The organism is Helicobacter mastomyrinus (genome assembly GCF_039555295.1).
In the GTDB taxonomy this organism is placed as follows: Bacteria; Campylobacterota; Campylobacteria; order Campylobacterales; family Helicobacteraceae; genus Helicobacter_C; species Helicobacter_C mastomyrinus.
The window spans coordinates 945,964-966,765 of record NZ_CP145316.1; the positions used below are offsets into that span (position 1 = coordinate 945,964).

General features: G+C 39.5%; 19 protein-coding genes and 1 pseudogene. 6 read left to right on the plus strand and 14 right to left on the minus strand.

The genetic code is table 11. From position 1 onward, the window contains the following. Nucleotides 1–89: 89 nt before the first annotated feature. A complete protein-coding gene (locus tag V3I05_RS04745) occupies nucleotides 90–3,107 on the plus strand; it encodes an FAD-binding and (Fe-S)-binding domain-containing protein (RefSeq protein WP_343354202.1) in 3,018 nt (1,005 codons plus the stop codon). A 171-nt stretch (nucleotides 3,108–3,278) separates the two neighbouring features. On the opposite strand, the gene V3I05_RS04750 is transcribed toward V3I05_RS04745, so the two are convergent. The 14 genes from V3I05_RS04750 to gpmI all read right to left on the minus strand — a co-directional run bounded on the left by V3I05_RS04750 (nucleotide 3,279) and on the right by gpmI (nucleotide 14,500). Beyond that, the gene (locus tag V3I05_RS04750) at nucleotides 3,279–3,698 is read right to left on the minus strand and encodes a hypothetical protein (RefSeq protein WP_300450083.1); all 420 of its coding nucleotides are present in this window, start codon (nucleotides 3,696–3,698) and stop codon (nucleotides 3,279–3,281) included. Next, nucleotides 3,695–4,450, minus strand: coding sequence for a hypothetical protein (locus V3I05_RS04755; RefSeq protein ID WP_300446442.1), 756 nt, complete (start codon nucleotides 4,448–4,450; stop codon nucleotides 3,695–3,697). Before V3I05_RS04755 ends, V3I05_RS04750 begins: the two co-directional genes overlap by 4 nt. Continuing rightward, nucleotides 4,450–4,743: a hypothetical protein gene (locus V3I05_RS04760; protein ID WP_300446444.1), complete on the minus strand. Its 294-nt coding sequence runs from the start codon at nucleotides 4,741–4,743 to the stop codon at nucleotides 4,450–4,452. The genes V3I05_RS04755 and V3I05_RS04760 overlap by 1 nt, the downstream gene beginning before the upstream one ends. Beyond that, nucleotides 4,743–5,330: a hypothetical protein gene (locus tag V3I05_RS04765; protein ID WP_343354203.1), complete on the minus strand. Its 588-nt coding sequence runs from the start codon at nucleotides 5,328–5,330 to the stop codon at nucleotides 4,743–4,745. The genes V3I05_RS04760 and V3I05_RS04765 overlap by 1 nt, the downstream gene beginning before the upstream one ends. Nucleotides 5,331–5,344: 14 nt before the next feature. Continuing rightward, complete coding sequence (locus tag V3I05_RS04770; protein ID WP_343354204.1) at nucleotides 5,345–6,001, minus strand: hypothetical protein; 657 nt, start codon at nucleotides 5,999–6,001, stop codon at nucleotides 5,345–5,347. 118 nt (nucleotides 6,002–6,119) lie between these two features. Further along, nucleotides 6,120–6,320 (minus strand): DUF4006 family protein, encoded by a 201-nt coding sequence (locus V3I05_RS04775; protein WP_295698115.1) that lies wholly within the window; start codon nucleotides 6,318–6,320, stop codon nucleotides 6,120–6,122. 10 nt (nucleotides 6,321–6,330) lie between these two features. Further along, a complete protein-coding gene (locus V3I05_RS04780) occupies nucleotides 6,331–7,200 on the minus strand; it encodes a c-type cytochrome (protein WP_300446450.1) in 870 nt (289 codons plus the stop codon). Next, nucleotides 7,201–7,434, minus strand: a complete 234-nt coding sequence (locus V3I05_RS04785) for a cytochrome c oxidase, cbb3-type, CcoQ subunit (RefSeq protein ID WP_343354205.1) — start codon at nucleotides 7,432–7,434, stop codon at nucleotides 7,201–7,203. Then, entirely contained in the window at nucleotides 7,431–8,171 is a 741-nt protein-coding gene (gene ccoO / locus V3I05_RS04790) for a cytochrome-c oxidase, cbb3-type subunit II (protein ID WP_343354206.1), read from the minus strand. The genes V3I05_RS04785 and ccoO overlap by 4 nt, the downstream gene beginning before the upstream one ends. Nucleotides 8,172–8,185: 14 nt before the next feature. Further along, the gene (gene ccoN, locus V3I05_RS04795) at nucleotides 8,186–9,649 is read right to left on the minus strand and encodes a cytochrome-c oxidase, cbb3-type subunit I (RefSeq protein WP_300446454.1); all 1,464 of its coding nucleotides are present in this window, start codon (nucleotides 9,647–9,649) and stop codon (nucleotides 8,186–8,188) included. 98 nt (nucleotides 9,650–9,747) lie between these two features. Beyond that, entirely contained in the window at nucleotides 9,748–10,920 is a 1,173-nt protein-coding gene (gene tilS, locus V3I05_RS04800) for a tRNA lysidine(34) synthetase TilS (RefSeq protein ID WP_300446456.1), read from the minus strand. A gap of 241 nt (nucleotides 10,921–11,161) precedes the next feature. Then, nucleotides 11,162–11,944: a HugZ family heme oxygenase gene (locus V3I05_RS04805; protein WP_300446458.1), complete on the minus strand. Its 783-nt coding sequence runs from the start codon at nucleotides 11,942–11,944 to the stop codon at nucleotides 11,162–11,164. Nucleotides 11,945–12,237: 293 nt separating this feature from the next. Beyond that, on the minus strand, nucleotides 12,238–13,011 hold the full coding sequence (locus tag V3I05_RS04810) for a sulfite exporter TauE/SafE family protein (RefSeq protein WP_295698129.1): 774 nt from the start codon (nucleotides 13,009–13,011) through the stop codon (nucleotides 12,238–12,240). A gap of 10 nt (nucleotides 13,012–13,021) precedes the next feature. Beyond that, nucleotides 13,022–14,500: a 2,3-bisphosphoglycerate-independent phosphoglycerate mutase gene (gene gpmI, locus V3I05_RS04815; protein ID WP_343354207.1), complete on the minus strand. Its 1,479-nt coding sequence runs from the start codon at nucleotides 14,498–14,500 to the stop codon at nucleotides 13,022–13,024. A 115-nt stretch (nucleotides 14,501–14,615) separates the two neighbouring features. Between gpmI and mraY the strand changes: the two genes are divergently transcribed. The 5 genes and pseudogenes from mraY (at nucleotide 14,616) to V3I05_RS04840 (ending at nucleotide 20,802) form a co-directional block, all read left to right on the plus strand. Further along, the gene (gene mraY, locus V3I05_RS04820) at nucleotides 14,616–15,695 is read left to right on the plus strand and encodes a phospho-N-acetylmuramoyl-pentapeptide-transferase (protein ID WP_300446462.1); all 1,080 of its coding nucleotides are present in this window, start codon (nucleotides 14,616–14,618) and stop codon (nucleotides 15,693–15,695) included. A gap of 24 nt (nucleotides 15,696–15,719) precedes the next feature. Beyond that, nucleotides 15,720–16,979, plus strand: coding sequence for a UDP-N-acetylmuramoyl-L-alanine--D-glutamate ligase (gene murD, locus V3I05_RS04825; protein ID WP_343354208.1), 1,260 nt, complete (start codon nucleotides 15,720–15,722; stop codon nucleotides 16,977–16,979). 528 nt (nucleotides 16,980–17,507) lie between these two features. Continuing rightward, nucleotides 17,508–19,506, plus strand: a pseudogene (locus V3I05_RS04830) (HsdM family class I SAM-dependent methyltransferase). A gap of 8 nt (nucleotides 19,507–19,514) precedes the next feature. Next, nucleotides 19,515–20,243 carry a restriction endonuclease subunit S gene (locus V3I05_RS04835; protein WP_300906517.1) on the plus strand — a complete coding sequence of 243 codons (729 nt, stop codon included), beginning with the start codon at nucleotides 19,515–19,517 and terminating at the stop codon, nucleotides 20,241–20,243. Beyond that, nucleotides 20,188–20,802: a restriction endonuclease subunit S gene (locus tag V3I05_RS04840; protein ID WP_300906516.1), complete on the plus strand. Its 615-nt coding sequence runs from the start codon at nucleotides 20,188–20,190 to the stop codon at nucleotides 20,800–20,802. The genes V3I05_RS04835 and V3I05_RS04840 overlap by 56 nt, the downstream gene beginning before the upstream one ends.

A 20,802-nucleotide genomic window follows, 5' to 3' on the forward strand; every position in this document is an offset into this window, starting at 1 on the left:
CTTATGAAAATATTCTAACCTCTTTTTGCTTAATGCCGCTTTTGCTATAATGCCCCTTAGATGACAATGATAACAACAAGGAGGAAGAGATGGTGAGTATAGATAATCCCACTCCCACAGAGGCAAAAACAAAAGCAGAAACAGAGACACAAGCAAAGGCAGAGGTATTCAGGGATTTTAGAGGATTCATCACAGAAGCACAAGATGTTTTCAAAGATAGAATCTACACAGATTATTTGCGGCGGTTTGCCTATGGCGTTGATGCCTCTTGCTATGCCTATGTGCCAAAGGCTGTGGTAAGGGCATTTAATGAGAGTGAAATCCAAAGGCTTTTTAATTTAAGCGATAAATACAATATCGCGCTTACCTTTCGAGCAGCGGGGACAAGCCTTAGCGGACAGGCTTGTAGCGATAGTGTGCTTGTCTTAGCAAATGCGAGATGGCAAAACATATCTATAAGCAAAGAGGCGCAAAGTATTTTTTGTGATTGCGGCGTGATAGGGAGTGAGGCAAATGACGCCCTTAAGCCCTATGGGAAAAAGATAGGACCCGATCCAGCTACGATTAATAATGCAATGATTGGCGGGATTTTCTCTAATAATTCAAGCGGTATGTGCTGTGGGGTAAAACAAAATAGCTATAACACGATTAAATCTGTGCGGGTAGTTCTCAATAATGGCTTCGTGCTTGATACAAGCCACAGGGCAGAGGAAAAAGAAAGTTTAGAATCTTTCTTACGCACAAAAAGGGGTAAAGCCATAACAGAGGGACTTCTAGCCCTAAGAAATGAGATTTTGCAAGATAGCGCCCTCTCTGCTCTTATTAAACGCAAATTTGCGATTAAAAACACGACAGGTTATAGCATTAACGCTTTGCTCGATTTTGCAGAGATAAAGGATATTCTTAATCATATTTTTATCGGTGCAGAGGGGACTTTGGGCTTTATCTCAAGGGTGGAGTATGAATGTGTGCCTGATAGTGCCTTTAAAGCTTGTGCCTTGCTCTTTTATGAGAATCTTAATAGTGCGGCAAAGGCGGTGCAGATTCTCGCACGTAATGATGATAAGGTGAGTGCGGCAGAGATAATGGACTATGCGTGTTTAAAATCTGCAAAAGATTTAGAGGGCGCGCCAAAAGAGCTAAGGAGCGCCAAAGAAGGGCAATGCACCCTGCTCGTGCAGCTAGAGGATACTACGCAAAAAGGCTTAGAATCTAAAGTAGAGGCTATAAGCACACTTTTAGCACCCGCTCCTAGCCTTTTTGGGACACACTTTAGCACAGATGAGGTAGAAATGGCTTCGTGGTGGAAAATACGTAAAGCCCTCCTGCCTTTATCGGCAAGCTTACGACCAAGTGGTAGTATTGTGATTACTGAGGATATTTGCTTTCCTATTGAATCTTTTGCAAAAGGCATTGAAGAGATTACGCGGCTTTTTAAACAATATAAATATGAGGGCATTATCTTTGGACACGCGCTCTCTGGCAATGTGCATTTCATCATCACGCCGCATTTAGGGGAGCAAAAGGAGAGTGAGCGATTTGGGGCGTTTATGGATGCTATGGTAGATTCTGTCATCGCTCTTAAAGGCAGCACAAAGGCAGAACACGGCACGGGGCGAATGGTCGCGCCATTTGTAGAAAAAGAATGGGGAACAAAGGCATATCGCATAAATGAGCGCATAAAGGCGATTTTTGATGAAAAAAGCCTTATCAATCCTGATGTGATTATCTCTAAAGATTCTACAATCCATTTGAAGAATCTCAAAGGTAGCACGGAGGTAGAGGACTTTATCAATCAATGTATGGAATGTGGATTCTGTGAGAAAATATGCCCGAGCAAGGAGCTTACACTCACGCCAAGACAACGTATTGCATTGCGGAAAGAAATCAAACGATTAGAAAGTATAGAATCTAAGAGTGCGGAGGAGGTAAATGCGCTTAGGGAGCTAAAGGAGGGCTATGCGTATTTTGGCATTGAAACTTGTGCTACTTGCTCGATGTGTGCGATGCTCTGCCCCCTAGAGATTGATACTGCAAAGGTGGCTTTAAACCTAAAGCCTCAAATGGTAGGCACATTTAGCACATTTGTAGCACAACAGACAAGTAGGCATTTTGCGAACGTGGTAAGTGCGGTAAAAGGAGGTGTGAAATGTAGCAATATGCTATTTTCTGCCTTTGGTGCGAATATAGTAAGTGAGGTAAGCAAAAAGGCGCATAAGGTATTGAAAACGCCCTATATGCCTCGTAGCTTTCCACAGGCAAATGACTTTGTGTATAAACCTTTGTCATTAGAGGCAAATTCTCAAGATTCTACAAATGATACACGTATGAAAGTGCTGTATTTTAGCACTTGTATTAATCGTGCGTTTGCACCATCAAAGAGGGCGAGGGATAAGCGGAGCTTGCAAGAAGTCTTCGAATCTATTTGTAAAAAGGCAGATATTGCAGTGATTTACCCGCATAATTTAGGAAACCTCTGCTGTGGCAAGACATATAAGGACTATCCGCATATCGCACTAGAAAAGGCACAGGAGGCATATAATGCACTTAAAACAAGCATAGCAAAGCTTGGCGGGAATGTAAGTATGGTGTGCGACCATAGTGCGTGCAGCTATGAGCTTATGCAGCAGGTAAAAATGATAGAATCTAGAAGAGAGGGAGAAGACAAACTGCATATTTATGATATGCCTCAATTTGTAGATTCTGTGCTTTTAGAGCGGCTTAATATCACGCCAATTGATGAGGATATAGCCCTGTATGCGATGTGTGCGACCAAAAAGGGCAAGTGGGATAAAAGCTTAGAAAGTATCGCAAAGGCGTGTGTGAAAGGCAAGGTGATAGGACATAATAAGACGCAGTGCTGTGGCTTTGCAGGGAATAAGGGCTTTACTTGTCCGGAGCTAAATGAGAGTGCGTTGCGGGAATTTAAGGCATTTTATGCAAAAACGCAACAGGAGTATTACACAAGGGTAGATTCACAAACAAGGCAACTTCAAAGGGGTTTTGCGAGTTCTAGCACTTGCGAGATTGGGCTAAATGATAAGACAAATATTATATGGCAGAATCTGCTCTATTTAGTTGATGAGGTAAGTAGCCCACGAGATTAGAGGTATATATGCCGATAAAAGAGGAGTATTGGCAAAATGTGTCTTACTGCTTCAATAGATGTAAAAGGTGGCTATCCCCCCTCCCGCTCAAAGATATATCTCTCACCCTCCAGCCAATGGAGGGGAACTATCCATTACGCTATAATTCCATCTGTAAGGAAGCTAGAACAATCAAGGCATAAGCACGATGTAACGTTTGCTTATGCGGAGGATATTGGTGGTTGAGGGGTGTAAGATAGAGCCGTGTATGTCGAGTAAAATCGTTTGCATATCAAGATGTGTGAGATTTGCACGGAAATGATAGCCCTGCGGAAAGGTAAATTCCTGAATCTGGCAAGTAGGCATATCGTGCTTTTTGAGGCATAAAATCACCATATCTTTAAGGCTACAGGCATAGAGTTGTAGCTGGGTTTTGGCGTGGAGTGTGCTATGTGTATATGAGCGATGATAAGACTGATGGAGATAAAAGGTGGAAGCAAGTCCTATGGAGACGATAAGCAAAATAGCATATATGATATAGAATCCTCCACGTTTTGAGCTTTGTTGGAATTTGTCCTCGTATGGAGTGGGTGGTAGGCTAGCAAGATTCAAGGCAGCACCTCGATCATATCATCAAGCCATACGCCCCCACTCTCACAATGAGCTTTTACAGGGGCTTTGATACAAAGATGAAGCTCTAGGAAAGTGCCTTGAGGGAGATTAATGGAGGTGGCAGTAAAAGAGAGAACATCAAAGATGAGCGGAGCACTATTAAGCATTAAGGTATTATCGTGTAGTGCAAGGCGATGGGAACGTATGGGGAGGATTAGACGTGGGGGGTGTGTAGGCTTATCATCAAGGCGGAGGGCATTAGTATAGACTTGCGCGATATGGTATATCTTAAAAGGCTCTTTAGGCTGGGTGATGAGATAGACTTCCTGTCCGCTCTGCCAACCTTTGAGTTGCGTGAAAGTAAATGTATCATCATAATGAGATTCTATAAGAAGGGAGGCATTAGGCAGGAGTGTGTCTCCATCTAGGGATTGGGTGGTATTTTTCACACCGCCGCCAAAGAGGAGAGGCTGTGAGAAAGTAGCAAAAAGAAGCGTGGAGGTGGGGGAGTGCGGGGGTGCGCCATTATCTGCGGTGATAGAATCAATAATGGCATATTGGAGGAGATTCTCAATCTTTAGCAGGGCAAGACGTGGACTTGTGTCGCTTAAGGCTCTTGTGTAGGCGAGATTCTTACTGATACTAAGCAACATAGAGCTGCAGATAATGCCAATAACGCCTAGAATAACAATGCTAAGCAAGGCTTCAAAGAGTGAAAAGGCGCTGTGTGTGGAGTGTGAGGAGAAAGACATTAGCGAATGTCAGTAGGGCTATAAAAGCGCAATGTTTCAAATGTATTTGGGCTAGTGTAGCTCTGCTCTAAAATATCATAAGTGAGTGTAGGTTGTGAATGCGTGGTGATGGTGGTTTGTGCGCTATGTGGAGTAAAAAAAAGCGCCTTATACACTTCATAGGTAGAGATTCTCACACTTGGGGAGAGCGTATAGAGGAAGCCAAAGGCAAGGGTAAAGGCAATGGCGGTGATACAAATGCCCATAACCGCATCAAGCAGCATAAAGGCAGGGCGCGATGTATTGTGCTTCATTAGCTCTCTTTTACAAAAATTTCTTGCTCAAAAAATGCCTTTTTATCCACATCATAGGTGATTTCAACGATGAATTTCCACCGCCCAGCAGAGAGATGCAAAGGGGCTGAAGTGTAGTGCAAGGGGTTTTGTGGGTTGGGTGAGAGGGTGCTGATTTCTTTAAGCATATTTGCCTGATGGAAAGAATCTAATAAAAGGCGTATAGAAGCGATATTTTCTTGTGTATTATCAAGCGGGATTAGCTCTACATAAAATTCCCCTTGATGTGGGAGATATGTTTTAGAATCTTGGGCTTTTTTATCATTAGGGCGCGATGGCTTTGTCATATAAGGAAAGCTAAAGTTTGCAAGTGTGATTTGCTCATTTGGGCTATTAAAAAAGAAATGCGGCTTGTATGCGCTAAGGAAGCGATTTTGCTCTTTAATAATCTCATTGATACGTTCATCGACATCGCGTTTTGAGCTTAGGAAAGTATCTTCATCTTGTATAGGATTTTTAAGTGCGATAGCAATAGAAACACTCACTATAAACACGCCAAAAAGTAAAATACCTATGATAGCGTGGGGCCAGTAATTTTTATTTTTCATTTGTTACTCCTTGATTATTTTTTACGCGTGAGATAGATAATGCCAATAAGACCAAACATAATAAACAACATAGCATACATACTGAATCGCACAAATTCCCGCCCGCCGCTCTCATCAATGGGCATATTATTTTCAAGTCCCACGTCAAAATGTGAAGCTATCATATCCGCTGCAGACGCATAACCATTAAGCACAACGGCTGAAATGAGTTGGGGCGTGAGGGCTTCGTCTTTTTGCTTAGGCAAAAGTGGCACCATATATTCAAAATATACTTTTTCTTCATCAAAGTAGGTATTGGGCTGTGAACTGATAATCCCCATTTTTTCATCATTTTTCATAAAAAAAATGATGCTATAAGGGGCTTTGAGATTCTGTGTGAGGGATTGCTTATAGGTATCGCGCTGAATCTTTTGCCACTCTTTTGCTGTGTGTTGGTTTTTGTCTGTATTATCCTCTTGTGTAGATTCTGGGATTTTATCAATAACGGCAACATAGAGAGAATAACCCGTTTTTGAGAAAAGCTCATTTGAAAGGATTTCTACAAATTCTACGCTTTTAGGGATAAGTAGCCAATGGGGATTATCAATAACATAAGATGTTTTAGCGTCATTTGCATAAGAAAGGGACAGACAGAGGCTAGCAAATGCTAGCCTCCTTAACGATAAAAGCATTTTAAACCAAATGTAAGAAGAAGTTAGGGATAAAAGGAATGATAATTGTCATAACAATAGTGAGGACAATTAATCCTCCAAGTAATTTTTCAATCAATGTGAGTTTCATACTGCCTCCTTATTGTACATCTGTGCGGTATTTTGCATTATCAGTGTTTTTTTGCTTAATTTCTGTTGCATCAATAATTTTGTAATAATCAGTTGCTACCGATTTTTGCGTGAGGATAGCACAAGTGCCTAGCCCCGCAACAACACTTAGCAAAAGCACTACCGCGATGAAAAATCCTGTTAAACCATTAAGTCCAAACAAACCATTCATACAAGCCTCCTTATTCTGCTTGAGATTCTAAAGAGCGGATAAACGCATTCAACGCTTCTTTTTGATTAGGATGAAAATTTGCATACTCAAATGAAGGCATAATACCAATCATACCTTTTTTACCCTTGGAGAGCACTTCTGTTAGATAATCTGTCGTGCCATATTTGCTTAAATCTGGTGCAAATCCATCAACCCCACTGCCATTGCCTCTACCCTCATCACCATGACAAGCAGCACAATGCATAGCAAAAAGCTCTTTACCTTTATTTACTTCAAGTGGGTATTTTGTGTTTTTTACATTTGAAATATCCTGCATTACATAAGCCGCAATGGCTTTAGCCTCACTATCACTCATTTCAAGAGGTGTCATTTCACCAGCGATATACCCTAAGCCTTTGCTTCCATTTTTAATAACATCAATAATTCCATCTTCTTTACCCCATTTAGTAAGATCTGATGCTTTGCCATTCATACCTTCTGCGGTAATGCCGTGACATTGAGAACATTGCACAAGGAATATGCTTTGTCCCATATTGCTTAATTCCTCACCATTGAGTTTTTTCCAAGTCGCCTCATATTTATCTTTATAGTTTTGGACTTCTTGATTATATTCGCCAATTTGTGAGTAGGCATTGAGGGGATAACCTAAAAAGATATACCAAAATCCCCAAATAAGCACGCCCAAAAAGCACGCAGCCCAACCTACAGGGAGGTTGTTTGTTTGTTCTCCAATGCCATCCCAACTCTCACCTACAACTTCTCCTTCAGCCTTGCCATCTCTAATTTTTTTAAGATACACGCCCATCACAAAGATAGTGAGTATTAAGATAACAAAAGCACCTAGTAACCCTAGTGTTGTTATATTATCTGACCAATTCATCTAATTCCCCTTTAATGGATTTTGTTTTCGTGGCTCAATGGGTTCATCATCAAGATTATCATTTAATGCAAGATTTGCATACTTTTCATAATCTTTCACACCTTTAGCTTGTGAAGAATAAAGATGAGAAACATATCCATACAAAAATGCTACAAGCAAAAGTGTAACAATGAGATAAATCTCTTTTTGATGGGCGATGATAAACTGCACCAAGAACTCTGCTATTGCTGTCATTGTGCTGCCTGTGATACTTGTGTCACTGTGCGGCGAGATTGCCCAAGACTATTCATATAGGCAATAAGTGCTACAATTTGCTTTACTTCGCCTCTTGCAAAGGCATCTTTCACATCTTGGCTTATCATTTCATTAACGATAGTTTCTGCTTCTTTCATAAATATCTCCTGAGCTTCTTTAAGTGTAGCAGGATTACCTTTTTGATAAGTTTCTGCGCCTATTTGCACACCACCTTCTGTATCATAAGGTACACCAAATACCACTTTTTGCGTATAGGCTTCAGCAAATGCTGTTTCAAAATCAGCATTTTTTGTATAGAGATGCTCATAAGCTGGCATAATTGAACCCGGAACACGAGATTCTGGATCTCTCATATGCCCATCGTGCCAATCTACTGCATTGCGGCTATCACCTACCCTATGCAAGTCTGGTCCTGTGCGTTTTGAACCCCATAGGAATGGTCTATCATAGGCATATTCACCACTTAAGCTATATGAACCATATCTATCAGTTTCTGCCTTAAATGGGCGGATAAGCTGTGAATGGCAGTTATAGCAACCCTCGGCAATATAGACCTGACGTCCTGCTGTCTCAAGTAGAGAATAGGGCTTTAGGCCCTCAATAGGTTGAGCTTTTTTGGCAAAGCCCGGAATTACTTCTACAAGTCCTGCGATAGAAAACACCAACAAGAATGCAACCGTAAAAAAGAATGGATTTTTTTCTAAAAAACTAAACATTGCTCATTCCTCCTTTAGGCTGCCATCGGTGTAGCATTTTGTGGTTCTTTTTCAAGCACCCTGCCTGATGAAATTGTCATAAGGATATTGTAAAGGAATATAATAAACCCTATTAAATACATCAAACCACCAATCGCACGAATAAGATAATATGGGAAAAGTGCGGTAACAGTATGGATAAAGCTATATACAAGACTTCCATTTGAATCAACATCTCTCCACATCATACCCTGTGTAATACCTGCAATCCACATACTTGAGAAGTAGAGGATAATCCCTGTTGTCATAATCCAAAATTGAACATCCATAAGTTTTTTAGAGTAAAGCTCACGTTTGAATATACGAGGTACCATATGGAAGCACGCAGCAATCACCATAAATCCTACCCAACCAAGAGCTGCATCATGTACGTGCCCAATGATCCAATCTGTAAAGTGTGCCAATCCATTGACTGAACGAATAGATTGAATGGGTCCTTCAAGTGTAGTGAGCATATACCAAGTTGAAGCTAGAATCATAAACTTAATCATAGGAGATTCTTTGATTTGATGCCATTGTCCGCGCATAGTGAGAAGCATATTAATAGCTGTACCCCAAGAGGGTAAAATCAAAATGACAGAGAATACTGAACCCAATGTCTGAATCCAATCAGGTGTAGTTGAGTAGATCAAGTGATGACCACCTGCCCAAATATAAATAAACATAAGCCCCCAGAATGAGAATAGTGTAAGTTTATATGAAAAAATAGGTTGTCCAGATTCTTTAGGAAGGAAGTAATAGATTAACCCAATAATACCTGAAGTAAAAACGAATGCAACGGCATTATGCCCCCACCACCATTGCACCATTGCATCATTTGTGCCAGCATAGAATGAAATTGAATGCAAAATGCTTCCTACACCTGCGACAAAATAAGTTGGAACCGAAAGGTTATTAAAGATATAAAGCGCAGAAATACCAACAAATGTAGCGATGAAATACCATAATGAGATATAGATAGTCTGCTCACGTCTTACACCCATACTACCAAATAGGCTCACACCCCATAAAACCCATACAACAACCACGATAATATCCAATGGCCAAATCAGCTCGGAATATTCTTTTGATTGTGTTAAACCGGCAAAAAGCGAAATTACCGCAAGTACCATTAACACAATGTAAATCCAAAAATGCGCTAAACCTACCCCACGTAAGAAAGTATGTTCTTTGTAGGTAATTTTAAGCACTCTTTGTCCTAAATAATACCACGAAGCCCAAATCCCACTAAGCGTGAAACCATAGATGATTCCGTTAGTATGAAGAGGTCGAAGTCTTCCAAAAGTCCCATATTCCGAAGCTAGATAGTTTAAGTCTGGAAATGCCATTTGAAATGCGATGATTACACCAATGAGTAATCCCACGAAACCAAATGCCATTGCAGAAAAAACAAATAACTTAGCAATTGAGTAATCATACTCGAGCGTGTTTGTCTGCATGCAGTCTCCTTTGTCTTATTTTGTAATGCAATCTTGATTCTAATCCCTTTGAAGTTATAGCTACCTTAAAAAGTTAATCAAAAAATAACAAATTTTTTTTAAAAGCTAAAAAAGTGCCTTATCTTCAAATCAAATGCCTTATAATCTTCTTGAATTTCTTGTTTTATTTTCATATCATTGTTTTTGTGGAAATTTTTTGACATACAAAATTCACCCCATAAGAGCCTTCTAAGCTTTGGTGGTATGTGATATTTAGCACATAATGTTTTGAATCTTTTTGTCATTGGATTTTGTGTTACTAAATGATAGATATTTAAAATATCAAGTGCGATAAAAAGAGCAAAGTCATTTTTTACAATGATGAGATGATGAATCTTGCAGCGAAAATTACTTTTTAGAATCTCATTTCTTTGCTTAGCACTTAGCACATAGCCGCAACGTTTAGCTATCTTATCACAGGCGAGTAAAAGCAGATGTGTCTCTATAATGTTATAAGCAAAGATAGCGCATTGCTGCTTAGATTCTAAAGGTAGGGCTTGACTTAGAGATTCTAAATACAATGCTTGGGGTGTGAGAGCAGCAAGCAAGGTTTGCTTATCTTTTTGCAGATACATAAGACTTCGCGCAATACCCTCGCTAAAGTTATTTACAAGCTCATTACAAAATGTATACCTAAAGTAATTGCGCTTAAATCTCATATCATTATTGCTGCTATCTTCAAAGTATGCCAACCCCTCATCTTTACAAAATTGATAAATCTCATTTTTTGGAATAGATTCTAAAGGACGGATAATAGGATAAGAGCGACTATCCTCAAAACCTAGCAGGTTACTAAGCCCTACTCCTCGCACAAGCTGCATCATAAACCACTCAAGGCGGTCATTCAGCTGATGGGCGAGAATGAGCGATTGATAATGATGAGTGGCGATAATCTCACCAAAAAAGCCAAAGCGGAAGCTACGAGCATTTGCCTCAAAATGTGAATGAAAATGTGGTGCGTGGGCGATAAAACAGCGTTTATTGTATTTTTGAGCTAAATCTTTCGCATAAGCCACCTCATCATCGGCTTCTTTGCGTGTGTGATAATGCACGATAGCCATATCAAAGACGACATTAAGCCTAAGGAGTATAAAAAATAATGCCACAGAATCCACCCCGCCAGAAAAGCCTAGCAAATGTTTGCCTCGTGTGAGGGATTGCGTTGCAGGAGAGAGTTTATCATAAAGAGACACGATGAGCCTTTGTGTGATGAGAGTAGATATGAGGCACATTATAGCTTTCTTGGGGTAATGCAAAAAGTATTTATTGCTCTTATGCCCTTGCTACTGCGATAAATCACCGCAAGGGTCTTGCACACTTAAGGCAAAGCCTCTCGTGTGCGCCTAAAGGACGCACTTAAAATTGCGCTTTGCTTAATTTTGCCCTTGCGGGATTGCATCAAGTGAGTTTCTAAGGTTTAGATTCTATTGTGCCTTTGCGGCACGAAGTGCAGTAGCGTAGCTATGATAAATCTTAATGAGACTTATGTGGTGTACTGTGAGGATTACCACCGCTACTTCCACCTACGTGCTTAATTTCACCATTTGGCAAAATATCATAAGCTTGACCGAATCCTTTGACATATCGCCCTAAACCCACTTGCAATTCAATCAAATGAAAATCCTGCATTTGACGAATAGTCTTAATGCCACCTGCTCCATCCATCGCACATTCTAGACTATTAAGTGCTGTATTAAACTCCTCACTATCACGCTCGATAAAACGTGCATTAGCTTTATATCTCAAACGTTTACGTAAAATTACAGATTTTGCCTTGCTTTCATCTTCTAAGAAAAGTATCTCGATTTTATCGGGATTAGTAGAAATACTTTGAAAATGCTCGGCAACCTCGCTGATATAGATATAAAGCTTGTTGTCTACTTGCATTAATGGCGCATAAGAAGCAATAGCATAGCCATTTTTATCGATGCTTGCGATAATGATAGAACCAAACTCTTTTTTAAATGCGGCTACCTCATCGGCTATGGCTTTATTATCGGGTGCCTTCGCGCCTTGGCATAGCGAGATGATAGCGTCTTTAATCGTGCTCATATCGGCTTTTTGCGGAAATTCCACACGTAAAGAAACATTATTGTTATACACAATATCCAAGCCCTCAAAATCTACACCTGTAAGCGTGGCATTTTGCACTTCACCATTGATAAGCGCATCGACTTTGCCATATTTTTTACACAGAGCCATAAGCTCACTATTGTGGTGTTCATTCATATGTTTAAGGATACTTTCAAAATTCATAAGATAACTCCTAAGGGAAAATGAAGTTGCGTCCATAGACTACCCCTAAAGGATAGCCTATTTGTGCAATCAAACAACAAATAAGGAAGGAAAAGATGCTTTGCTAACCCACCCAACCCAACCAAATCAAATCAAAAATGATTTTGTTAGTTAGCATCATTTTGATGAGTAGCATTATAATACGAGAAAACTTAAAAACAAATTAATAACCATTATTAATTATTGATATTTTTTCAACTTTTTACAGCAGCGAACAGCTCTTAAGCTATCATATTGTATAAGTTTATCAAAGATTAGTACCCAAGTCCAAAAGATTGCATTACTTTCCACATTGTTAGGATGACAGAAAGGGCGTATATCCCAATGAGTGCGTAGCGATGGTTGCTTAGAGTTACTTTGCTAATGAGATAGATTCCAAGCCAAACGCCAAGCATTGAAGATATGCCAATGGTTAAACCCGCGTGAAAATCAATGAGATTATGTGAGGCAAGAGATATGCTGCCTGAAATAGAGGCAAAAATAATGAAAAAAAGCGAAATAGGCACGACTTTTTTAGAATCAAATCCTAAATAATATGCCAAAATCGGCGCAAGTATCAGTCCTCCGCCCACTCCTAGGCTTATTGCAAAAATACCGGTTAGGAATCCTGCTCCAATCATTAGGCATTTTTGCTTAAAGGGATTAGTGATAGGCGGTGTGGGATTAGCCGTTGTTTTGACATCAAAGGCATATTTATAAAAACTCACGCAAGAAAGCAACAAAAAGAGCAAAAGCAGTGTCCTAGATGAAAGGCTATCAACGATTATCCCGCTAAAAGCCGCACCCATAAGCCCCCCTAAACCCACAAACACCCCGTGATTTATATCAAGCTTTTTTTGATAAATATTAATGATAGAGCCAAAGGTAGAGGAAAACACCATCTGCATAATGGATATACCAATGGCATATTCCATTTCCATACCGAGCAAAAGGAGGCAAGGCACGATGATAACGCCCCCTCCTATGCCAAAAAACCCAGCCGCCACGCCGCTTACACAACCAATAAGGATGAGAATCTCAACGCCCATTATTTCGCCTTTAAAAGAGGGGTTTATCCATTTCTTGCGGGATTGGTAATCCCATCACTTTGAGCACACTAGGAGCGATATTGTTTAGCCCACCATTATTAAGCTTACTCACACCATCAGCAAGACAAAAGCACCATACCTGCCCAACCGTGTGATTTGTGAGGATATTTCCCTCCTCATCTCTCATCTCCTCACAATTCCCGTGATCGCTTGTGATAAAAAGCCCATAATGATGAGCCTTAGCAGATTCTATAATTTTCCCCAATGCCGTATCTACCGCCTCTACCGCCTTTATCGCCGCTTCAAAATTACCCGTATGCCCCACCATATCGCCATTAGCAAAATTCACTACGATAAAATCATAGCTCTCCTCTATGCCCTTTAACACTTCATCACATACCTGTGGTGCGCTCATTTCAGGCATTGTATCATAGGTTTTGACATTAGGAGAGGGGATTAGCACACGATGTTCCCCTGCAAACTCCGCCTCACGTCCGCCATTAAGAAAGAATGTTACGTGAGCGTATTTCTCTGTCTCTGCGGTGTGAAGCTGCCTCAAATGATGTATAGAAATAACTTCTGCAAGGGTGTTTTGCACCTTTTGTTTAGGGAAAAGTATAGGATAGGTGAAAGTAGCATCATATTCTGTCATTGTAGCAATGCGGAGATTCACTACTTTTGAACGTTCAAACCCTGTAAAATGTGGATTCCCTAGCGCATCGACAATCTCCCTCGCCCTATCAGAACGGAAGTTAATAAAGATAAAGCCCTCATTATCATTCATACCGCTAAAGCCCTCAAAACTCGCAGGAGTGATAAATTCATCAAAAATACCCTCCTCATACATAGAGTGCACATATTCTTGCGGGGAGAGCGATGTGGGATTAGTCCCCATTACCATACTTTCATACGCCTTTTGCACCCTCTCCCATCGCTTATCTCTATCCATCGCATAGAATCGCCCACAAAGAGTCGCTATCCGCACAGATTCACTGCAAAGTCCCTGTATCTCATCGATAAATGTTATTGCGCTTTGTGGAAGGACATCGCGCCCATCGGTGATAAGATGAAGATATACTTTTTTATGCTGTGCAGATAGAATCTGTATAAGTGCCTTAAAATGTGATATATGCGAATGCACCCCACCATCGCTTAGCAATCCACATAAATGCACAATATTTTGATGCTCTGTGGCATGAAGAAAAGCGGGATTATCTTGGATTTGCTTATCATCAATGGCGCGGGAGATTCTCACTAGGTCTTGGTATAACACTCGCCCTGAGCCAATACACATATGTCCCACTTCCGAATTGCCCATTTGCCCTTGAGGTAACCCCACACTCAAGCCAAAGGTATCAATCATACTATAAGGCACATTTTTAAAAAGATAATCATAGGTTGGTTTTTTAGCGTGATGGAAGGCATTATATTGGGTTTGCTGGCTATATCCTATGCCATCAGTAATCACAAGAATTGTTTTCATAAGCATTCCTTTACAGAAAGATTTAGCATTAACCAATTGTAGCTAAAATCAAAAACCTTTCATTAAACTCACTTTAAAATCCCTAGCTTTATGCTTAAAGCTTATAGGATAAAGGATTGCTATGCTTTATTGGCTCTATCAACACTTTGGTATTAATATCTTTTTTTATATTACGTTCCGTGCGGGGGTGGCATTTTTCTTAGCTTTTGGATTTAGTATCGTGCTTATGCCTTATTTTATCAAATGGGCGAAGGCAAAAAAGGCTAATCAGCCCATCTCTACTTATGTAGCTGCACACGAGGGCAAGAAAAATACCCCGACAATGGGCGGAATCGTCTTTATCGCTAGTATGGTTGTAGCCTCTTTGCTCTGTGCGAATCTCTTTAACCCCTATGTGATTTTGGGGCTATTTTGCATTGTGAGTTTTAGCCTTATTGGTGCAAGAGATGATTATATGAAAATCTCACGCAAAAATAATGCCGGAATGAGCGCGAAAATGAAGTTTTTTCTGCTTTTTGTTGCTTCACTTATCATTACTGCCGCGCTTTTATATATAGGGCATAATACCAATCTCTACATTCCCTTTATGAAGTATCCTATCTTTGATATGAGTGCATTAAGGATAATGGATATTCCCTTTATCGCTTTGGGCTTTTGGATTCTCGTATTTTTGGCTACGAGTAATGCAGTAAATATCACCGATGGGCTTGATGGATTAGCCACAGTGCCTAGTATTTGCGCGCTTTGTTCGCTCTCTGTTTTTGTATATGTAGCCGGACACGCTGGATTCTCCGGCTATTTGTTATGGCCTAAAGTCGTAGATAGCGGGGAATTAGTCATTCTCTCTGTGGCACTCATCGGCGCACTCTTTGGCTTTTTGTGGTATAACTGCCACCCCGCACAAGTCTTTATGGGAGATAGCGGAAGCCTCGCTCTTGGAGCATTTATAGCCTTTATGGCAATCGTTTCTAATAATGAGATTCTACTCTTACTCATTGGCATTATTTTTGTCATCGAAGCCCTCTCCGTGATTTTACAAGTAGGGAGCTACAAATACAGACAAAAGCGTATCTTTGCGATGGCACCTATTCACCATCATTTTGAAGTGCGCGGCTGGGCAGAAAATAAAATTATCGTGCGGTTTTGGATCATTGCAATTTTGGCAAATCTCATCGCGCTTTTAAGTATCAAGATCCGTTAATTTAGCATTGCATAAGGAGGCTAAATGCGTATAAGTATCTTTGGCTATGGCATTACGACCACGCCTCTTGTAGCATTTCTCAACCAAAAGGGGCATAAGCTCCATATTTATGATGATAAGTTTAATTCTATAAAAAATGATGATAAAGGCAATGTTTTGCTGCCCTCATCGCATTTTGAGCCACTTCAAAGCGATATGGAGATTCTAAGTCCGGGCATTCCGCCCAGCCACCCTCTTATCCATAAGGCAAAGCACCCCATTAGCGAATATGATTATTTTGATATGCTTTTAAAGGCGGATTCACAAGCAAGCATACAAATGCCCTATATGATATGGATAAGCGGGACTAATGGCAAAACCACAACCACAGAGATGAGCACATTACTTTTAGAATCTTTTGGCGCACAAAGCGGAGGGAATATCGGCACACCTTTGGCAACTCTTTATGAGCAAAAACCCAAAGTATGGGTGCTAGAGACAAGCTCCTTTACTTTGCATTACACACACAAAGCCACCCCACATATCTACGCCCTCTTGCCCGTGAGGGAAGATCACATCAGCTGGCATGGGAGCTTTGAGGCTTATATTGATGATAAGCTAAGCCCTTTAACGCGTATGGATTCAAAGAGTGTTGCCATTATCCCCACTGCGCTTAAAAACCATCGCTTTGTGCAGGATTTTAGCGGAACTTTGATAGATTATGAGGGGAGCGTGGATTTAAGCCAAAAATGTGGCATTGCCCTGCAAGATATTGTCTTTAAAGAGCCGTTTTTGCTCGATGCGCTTATTGCTCTAAGTATCGCTAAATATGCCTTTAAGGCAGATAACATCGCGCTTTTAAATCGCTTTAGCATTGGCAAACACAGAATCGCAGAATTTTATGATAAATATAAACGTCTGTGGGTAGATGATAGCAAGGGGACAAATGTCGATGCGACTATTCAGGCTATCGCTCGTTACACACATACGCATATTATGCTAATCCTTGGAGGTGATGATAAGGGGGCAAATCTCACGCCACTTTTTGAATTTATGCAGGGGAAGGATATTGAGATTTTTAGCATTGGGACAAATGAGGCGCGATTAGTTACATTTGCAAAGGAATACAAGATTCCCATTACACCTTGTGGGAATATATATAAAGCAATGGAATCTATTAAGAATAAACGCACAAAAAATGCTAAAGATATAGTTTTGCTCTCTCCTGCTGCTGCAAGTTTAGACCAATTTAGCTCATATAAAGAGCGAGGAGAAATTTTCACACAACTTGCCCTGCGGGAGTAATATAGAACTTCACATAAAAAGCAGCAAAGTAGCTTTATATGGCTAAATGTGTCGCTTTTTGAATATATGACAATATAATATTATAATTTATAGGGAGGGCAGTATGCCAAGCATAGAAGAAACCATAGACGACCAAGTCAAACAAGAGCTAGCACACCATCATATCCAATATTTTTATAAAAACAGATGCCATCAATAGCGAAATAGAACAGGCTTTACGCAAATACCCTAGCAAAAGTGGAGGCAGCGGGAGGAATTATCCTGATATTAAGCTTTTCTTACATACAAGCGAATTGAGAAAAATCCCTGTGATGATAGAGAGGTTAAGACACAAAGGATAAATTAAAATTCCAAAAAACAGGCGATGAGGTCAAAAACACCAATGATAAAGGCGATTTCAGTTTCAAAAACATAAGCGAATACGCCCTAAATGGTACGGTGCATTATGATTGCAAAGCTGGTGTAGGTTTGCCCTATTAAAAGACACGTAATAAAATATCACGGCTAGGATTAAGACAAAGGATAAATATGCAGTGGAAAAACGAAGCCGATGTAGATGATTATGTCAAAGGGACTTTTAAGAATCTTGGGCTTAAGAAAAATAAAGATTTTTTTGAAAAATCAGGCAGTGAGTATCTCAAAAATGCACTTGAGGGCTTTTCTAAGACAAAGGATAAAAGCGGAAAAGGAATCCCAGACTTTGCCATAGAAAGCTATCAAATTCCTATTTTAATTGAAAGCAAACTTGGGCTTAAGAGATTAGAAAGCAGAAAAGAAAATGAGCTTAAATTTGATGATAATGCTATCTCAAGTTGTGCTTTTAATGGGGCTTTACATTATGCAATGGGCGTGATAAAAAACAATAAATACAAAGAAGTCATTGTTATAGGTATAGCAGGAGACAATGAAGAAAATGTTAGTTTTAAAGTTGCTTATGTTTTTGGTGCTTCTTCTTTAGCTTTTAAAGAGATTGTAAGTCAAAATTTAGATTTTTTAGAAAACAAAAAGAGCTTTGAGAGTTTTTATGCATGAAAAAGCGATTTTAAGCGAAGAAGACAAGCATAACATTCTTATTAGAGGTCAATTTAAACTTGAAAGGCATTCCAAAAAGCTTAATAAACTCATGCACAATCGCAACATTACCGCCCATCAAAGAGTGCTTTATGCCTCAGGTATGCTCCTTACTATGCAGAGTATAGGAGATAATAGGGGCTTGGAAATCGATGATTTAAAAGGCAAACCAAAAACCAGCAACGACAGAGATGGCTTGATATTTTAAGGCAGATTGAAGATTTTTTAAAGACAAAGGTTAAGGATGAAAGAAAATTGCAGCTAATGCTAGAATCTTTCAAAGAAATTTCAAAAGACGCCGACAGAGACGAAGCACAAAAAGAAAATCATAAAGAAGTCGCCGAATTACTCAAAGAACCAAGCTCTATCACAAAGCAAATTTACCTATCTTTATGAATACATTTATAGCGACATTGACGGACTTAAAGGGCATTTAGATATAATGGGACAAATGTATAGCGAGTTTTTAAAATATGCTTTAGGTGATGGCAAAGAATTGGGAATCGTCCTTACTCCTCCTTATGTAACCAAAATGATGAGCCAGATTCTAAAAATCAATCAAGATTCTAGGGTAATGGATCTAGCCACAGGCTCGGCAGGATTTCTCATCTCGGCTATGGAGCTAATGATAGAAGATGCGGAAAAAATTTCAGGCAAAGACACGAGCAAAACAGAAGCAAAAATCACACATATTAAAAAGAATCAGCTCTTAGGCGTGGAGCTTAATGCAGAAATGTTCGTCCTAGCCACCACGAATATGATTTTACGCGGCGATGGCTCAAGTAGAATAGAAAAGGCAAATACCTTTGATACTCCGCCCAGCCTTTATAGCGATTTTAACGCAGATAGAATCTTGCTTAATCCTCCCTTTACTTATAGCGAAAATGGTACGCCTTTTATCAAATTTGGGCTTAATAATATGCAAAAAGGCGGACTAGGAGCGATTATTATCCAAGATAGTGCAGGAAGTGGCAAAGGCTTTGTGAGTAATCCTAAAATTTTAGAAAAGCACACTTTAAAAGCGAGTATTAAAATGCCTGTGGATTTGTTTGAACCTATGGCAAGTGTGCAAACAAGTATTTATATCTTTGAAGCGGGAATCCCGCACGATTTTAATCAAGTGGTAAAATTTATTGATTTTAGAAATGACGGCTATAAACGCACAAAGCGAAAATTACAAGACAAAGACCACGCAAAATGGCGTTACCAAGACATCATAGAAATTTATAAAAATGGCTACAAAGCAAGACTACAAGCTAAGTGGAATTTAGATGAAATCTATGTAGAAGATTATATTGATAAAAGCGGAGCGGATTGGAATTTTGACCAGCATAAAATAATCGATACTAAGCCCACATTAGCGGATTTTAAAAAATGCGTGAGCGAATATTTAGCGTGGGAAGTAAGCAATGTGCTGAAAAATACCAATAAGGAGAAAGAGCCAAATTTTCACTAAGCCCCCGTTTGGCAGAGCTTGAAAAAACATTCAAGCAAAATGGGGGCGAATGGAAGGAATTTCGAATCGGGGATTTGTTTATCTCTTATAATGGCGATTTTGACATACAAAAAACGCATTTAAACGATAGGGGTTTTTATGTGGTAAGTTCAGGCGAACAAAATATGGGTATCATAGGCAAAACAGATCTAGAAGCTAGAATTTTTCCTAAAAATACCATAACTTGCGATATGTTTGGAAATGTGTATTATAGAAATTTTGATTATAAAATGGTTACTCACGCTAGGGTATTTTGCCTTGAATTTATAGCTGGAAATTTAAATGAAAAAATCGCTTTGTTTATCATTTCTGCAATGAAATTTCTACGCTTTAAATTTCAATATTCTAATATGGCAAGTTGGAGAAAAATACAAGATTTGACAATCTCCCTCCCTGTATATAATCCCGCTCGTCATTGCGAGGACGACAGGACGAAGCGATCCATAGAAATCAATAAAATGGATTGCCACGATTCTGCTACCGCAGAATCTCGCAATGACAACGAGGACAAAAACTATACTATCGCCTTTGATTTTATGGAAAAGTATATCCAAGAACTCGAGGCGTATCTTTTAGTAGCTAGACTAAAAGATACAAGGCTTACAGAAAAAGAAAAAGAAGCTTTGCGAATCTTCGCAACGCTTGAAGATTCTGCAATTCGGGGGGGGGGGGGGGGTAGAATCCTCTCCGCTGCTTGAGCGTGAAAATTTTGCAAACATCAAATGGTGGGAATTTCAGCTCGGTGAGCTGTTTGAGATTTTTACAGGTAGAGATGTGATTATAGGAAATATGGAAAGTGGAGATATTCCTTTAATTAGCCATCAAAATACAAACAATGGAGTAGCAAAATATATTAAAAGATTAGAGCATAGATGCCTTTTTAATTATAGAAATACTATCGCACTTGCTGACAGGGGTGTTTTTTATGCGACAACACACAATCAAAACTTTCATATAGGAACAAGAGTGAAAGCTTTAGTATTTAAGGAAAAAAATATAAGTAGGAATATAAGATTGTTTTTCGTAGTAGCTATTAATAGATTACAAATTAAATTTATAGAATATTCGGCAAATGCTACCGATAAATTATCTAATGAAAGAATCTCCCTCCCCGTGTATCAAAACAACCAAATCGCCTTTGATTTTATGGAAGATTTCATCAAATCCATAGAAAAAGCCCATATTGATAATATTTATAGATTCTGGCAAAACAAATTATCAGCTTATAAAGATGTCGTTGCAGGTAGCGGGGGTTGA

Bases quoted from the DNA above. Each gene is read 5' to 3' on its own strand.
- V3I05_RS04765 (WP_343354203.1), bottom strand. From the start codon at position 5,330: ATGAAAAATAAAAATTACTGGCCCCACGCTATCATAGGTATTTTACTT.
- V3I05_RS04775 (WP_295698115.1), bottom strand. From the start codon at position 6,320: ATGAATGGTTTGTTTGGACTTAATGGTTTAACAGGATTTTTCATCGCG.
- V3I05_RS04805 (WP_300446458.1), bottom strand. From the start codon at position 11,944: ATGAATTTTGAAAGTATCCTTAAACATATGAATGAACACCACAATAGT.
- murD (WP_343354208.1), top strand. From the start codon at position 15,720: ATGCGTATAAGTATCTTTGGCTATGGCATTACGACCACGCCTCTTGTA.
- ccoN (WP_300446454.1), bottom strand. From the start codon at position 9,649: ATGCAGACAAACACGCTCGAGTATGATTACTCAATTGCTAAGTTATTT.
- V3I05_RS04785 (WP_343354205.1), bottom strand. From the start codon at position 7,434: ATGACAGCAATAGCAGAGTTCTTGGTGCAGTTTATCATCGCCCATCAA.
- V3I05_RS04760 (WP_300446444.1), bottom strand. From the start codon at position 4,743: ATGAAGCACAATACATCGCGCCCTGCCTTTATGCTGCTTGATGCGGTT.
- gpmI (WP_343354207.1), bottom strand. From the start codon at position 14,500: ATGCTTATGAAAACAATTCTTGTGATTACTGATGGCATAGGATATAGC.
- V3I05_RS04770 (WP_343354204.1), bottom strand. From the start codon at position 6,001: ATGCTTTTATCGTTAAGGAGGCTAGCATTTGCTAGCCTCTGTCTGTCC.
- mraY (WP_300446462.1), top strand. From the start codon at position 14,616: ATGCTTTATTGGCTCTATCAACACTTTGGTATTAATATCTTTTTTTAT.
- V3I05_RS04780 (WP_300446450.1), bottom strand. From the start codon at position 7,200: ATGAATTGGTCAGATAATATAACAACACTAGGGTTACTAGGTGCTTTT.
- V3I05_RS04745 (WP_343354202.1), top strand. From the start codon at position 90: ATGGTGAGTATAGATAATCCCACTCCCACAGAGGCAAAAACAAAAGCA.
- ccoO (WP_343354206.1), bottom strand. From the start codon at position 8,171: ATGTTTAGTTTTTTAGAAAAAAATCCATTCTTTTTTACGGTTGCATTC.
- V3I05_RS04755 (WP_300446442.1), bottom strand. From the start codon at position 4,450: ATGTCTTTCTCCTCACACTCCACACACAGCGCCTTTTCACTCTTTGAA.
- V3I05_RS04810 (WP_295698129.1), bottom strand. From the start codon at position 13,011: ATGGGCGTTGAGATTCTCATCCTTATTGGTTGTGTAAGCGGCGTGGCG.
- tilS (WP_300446456.1), bottom strand. From the start codon at position 10,920: ATGTGCCTCATATCTACTCTCATCACACAAAGGCTCATCGTGTCTCTT.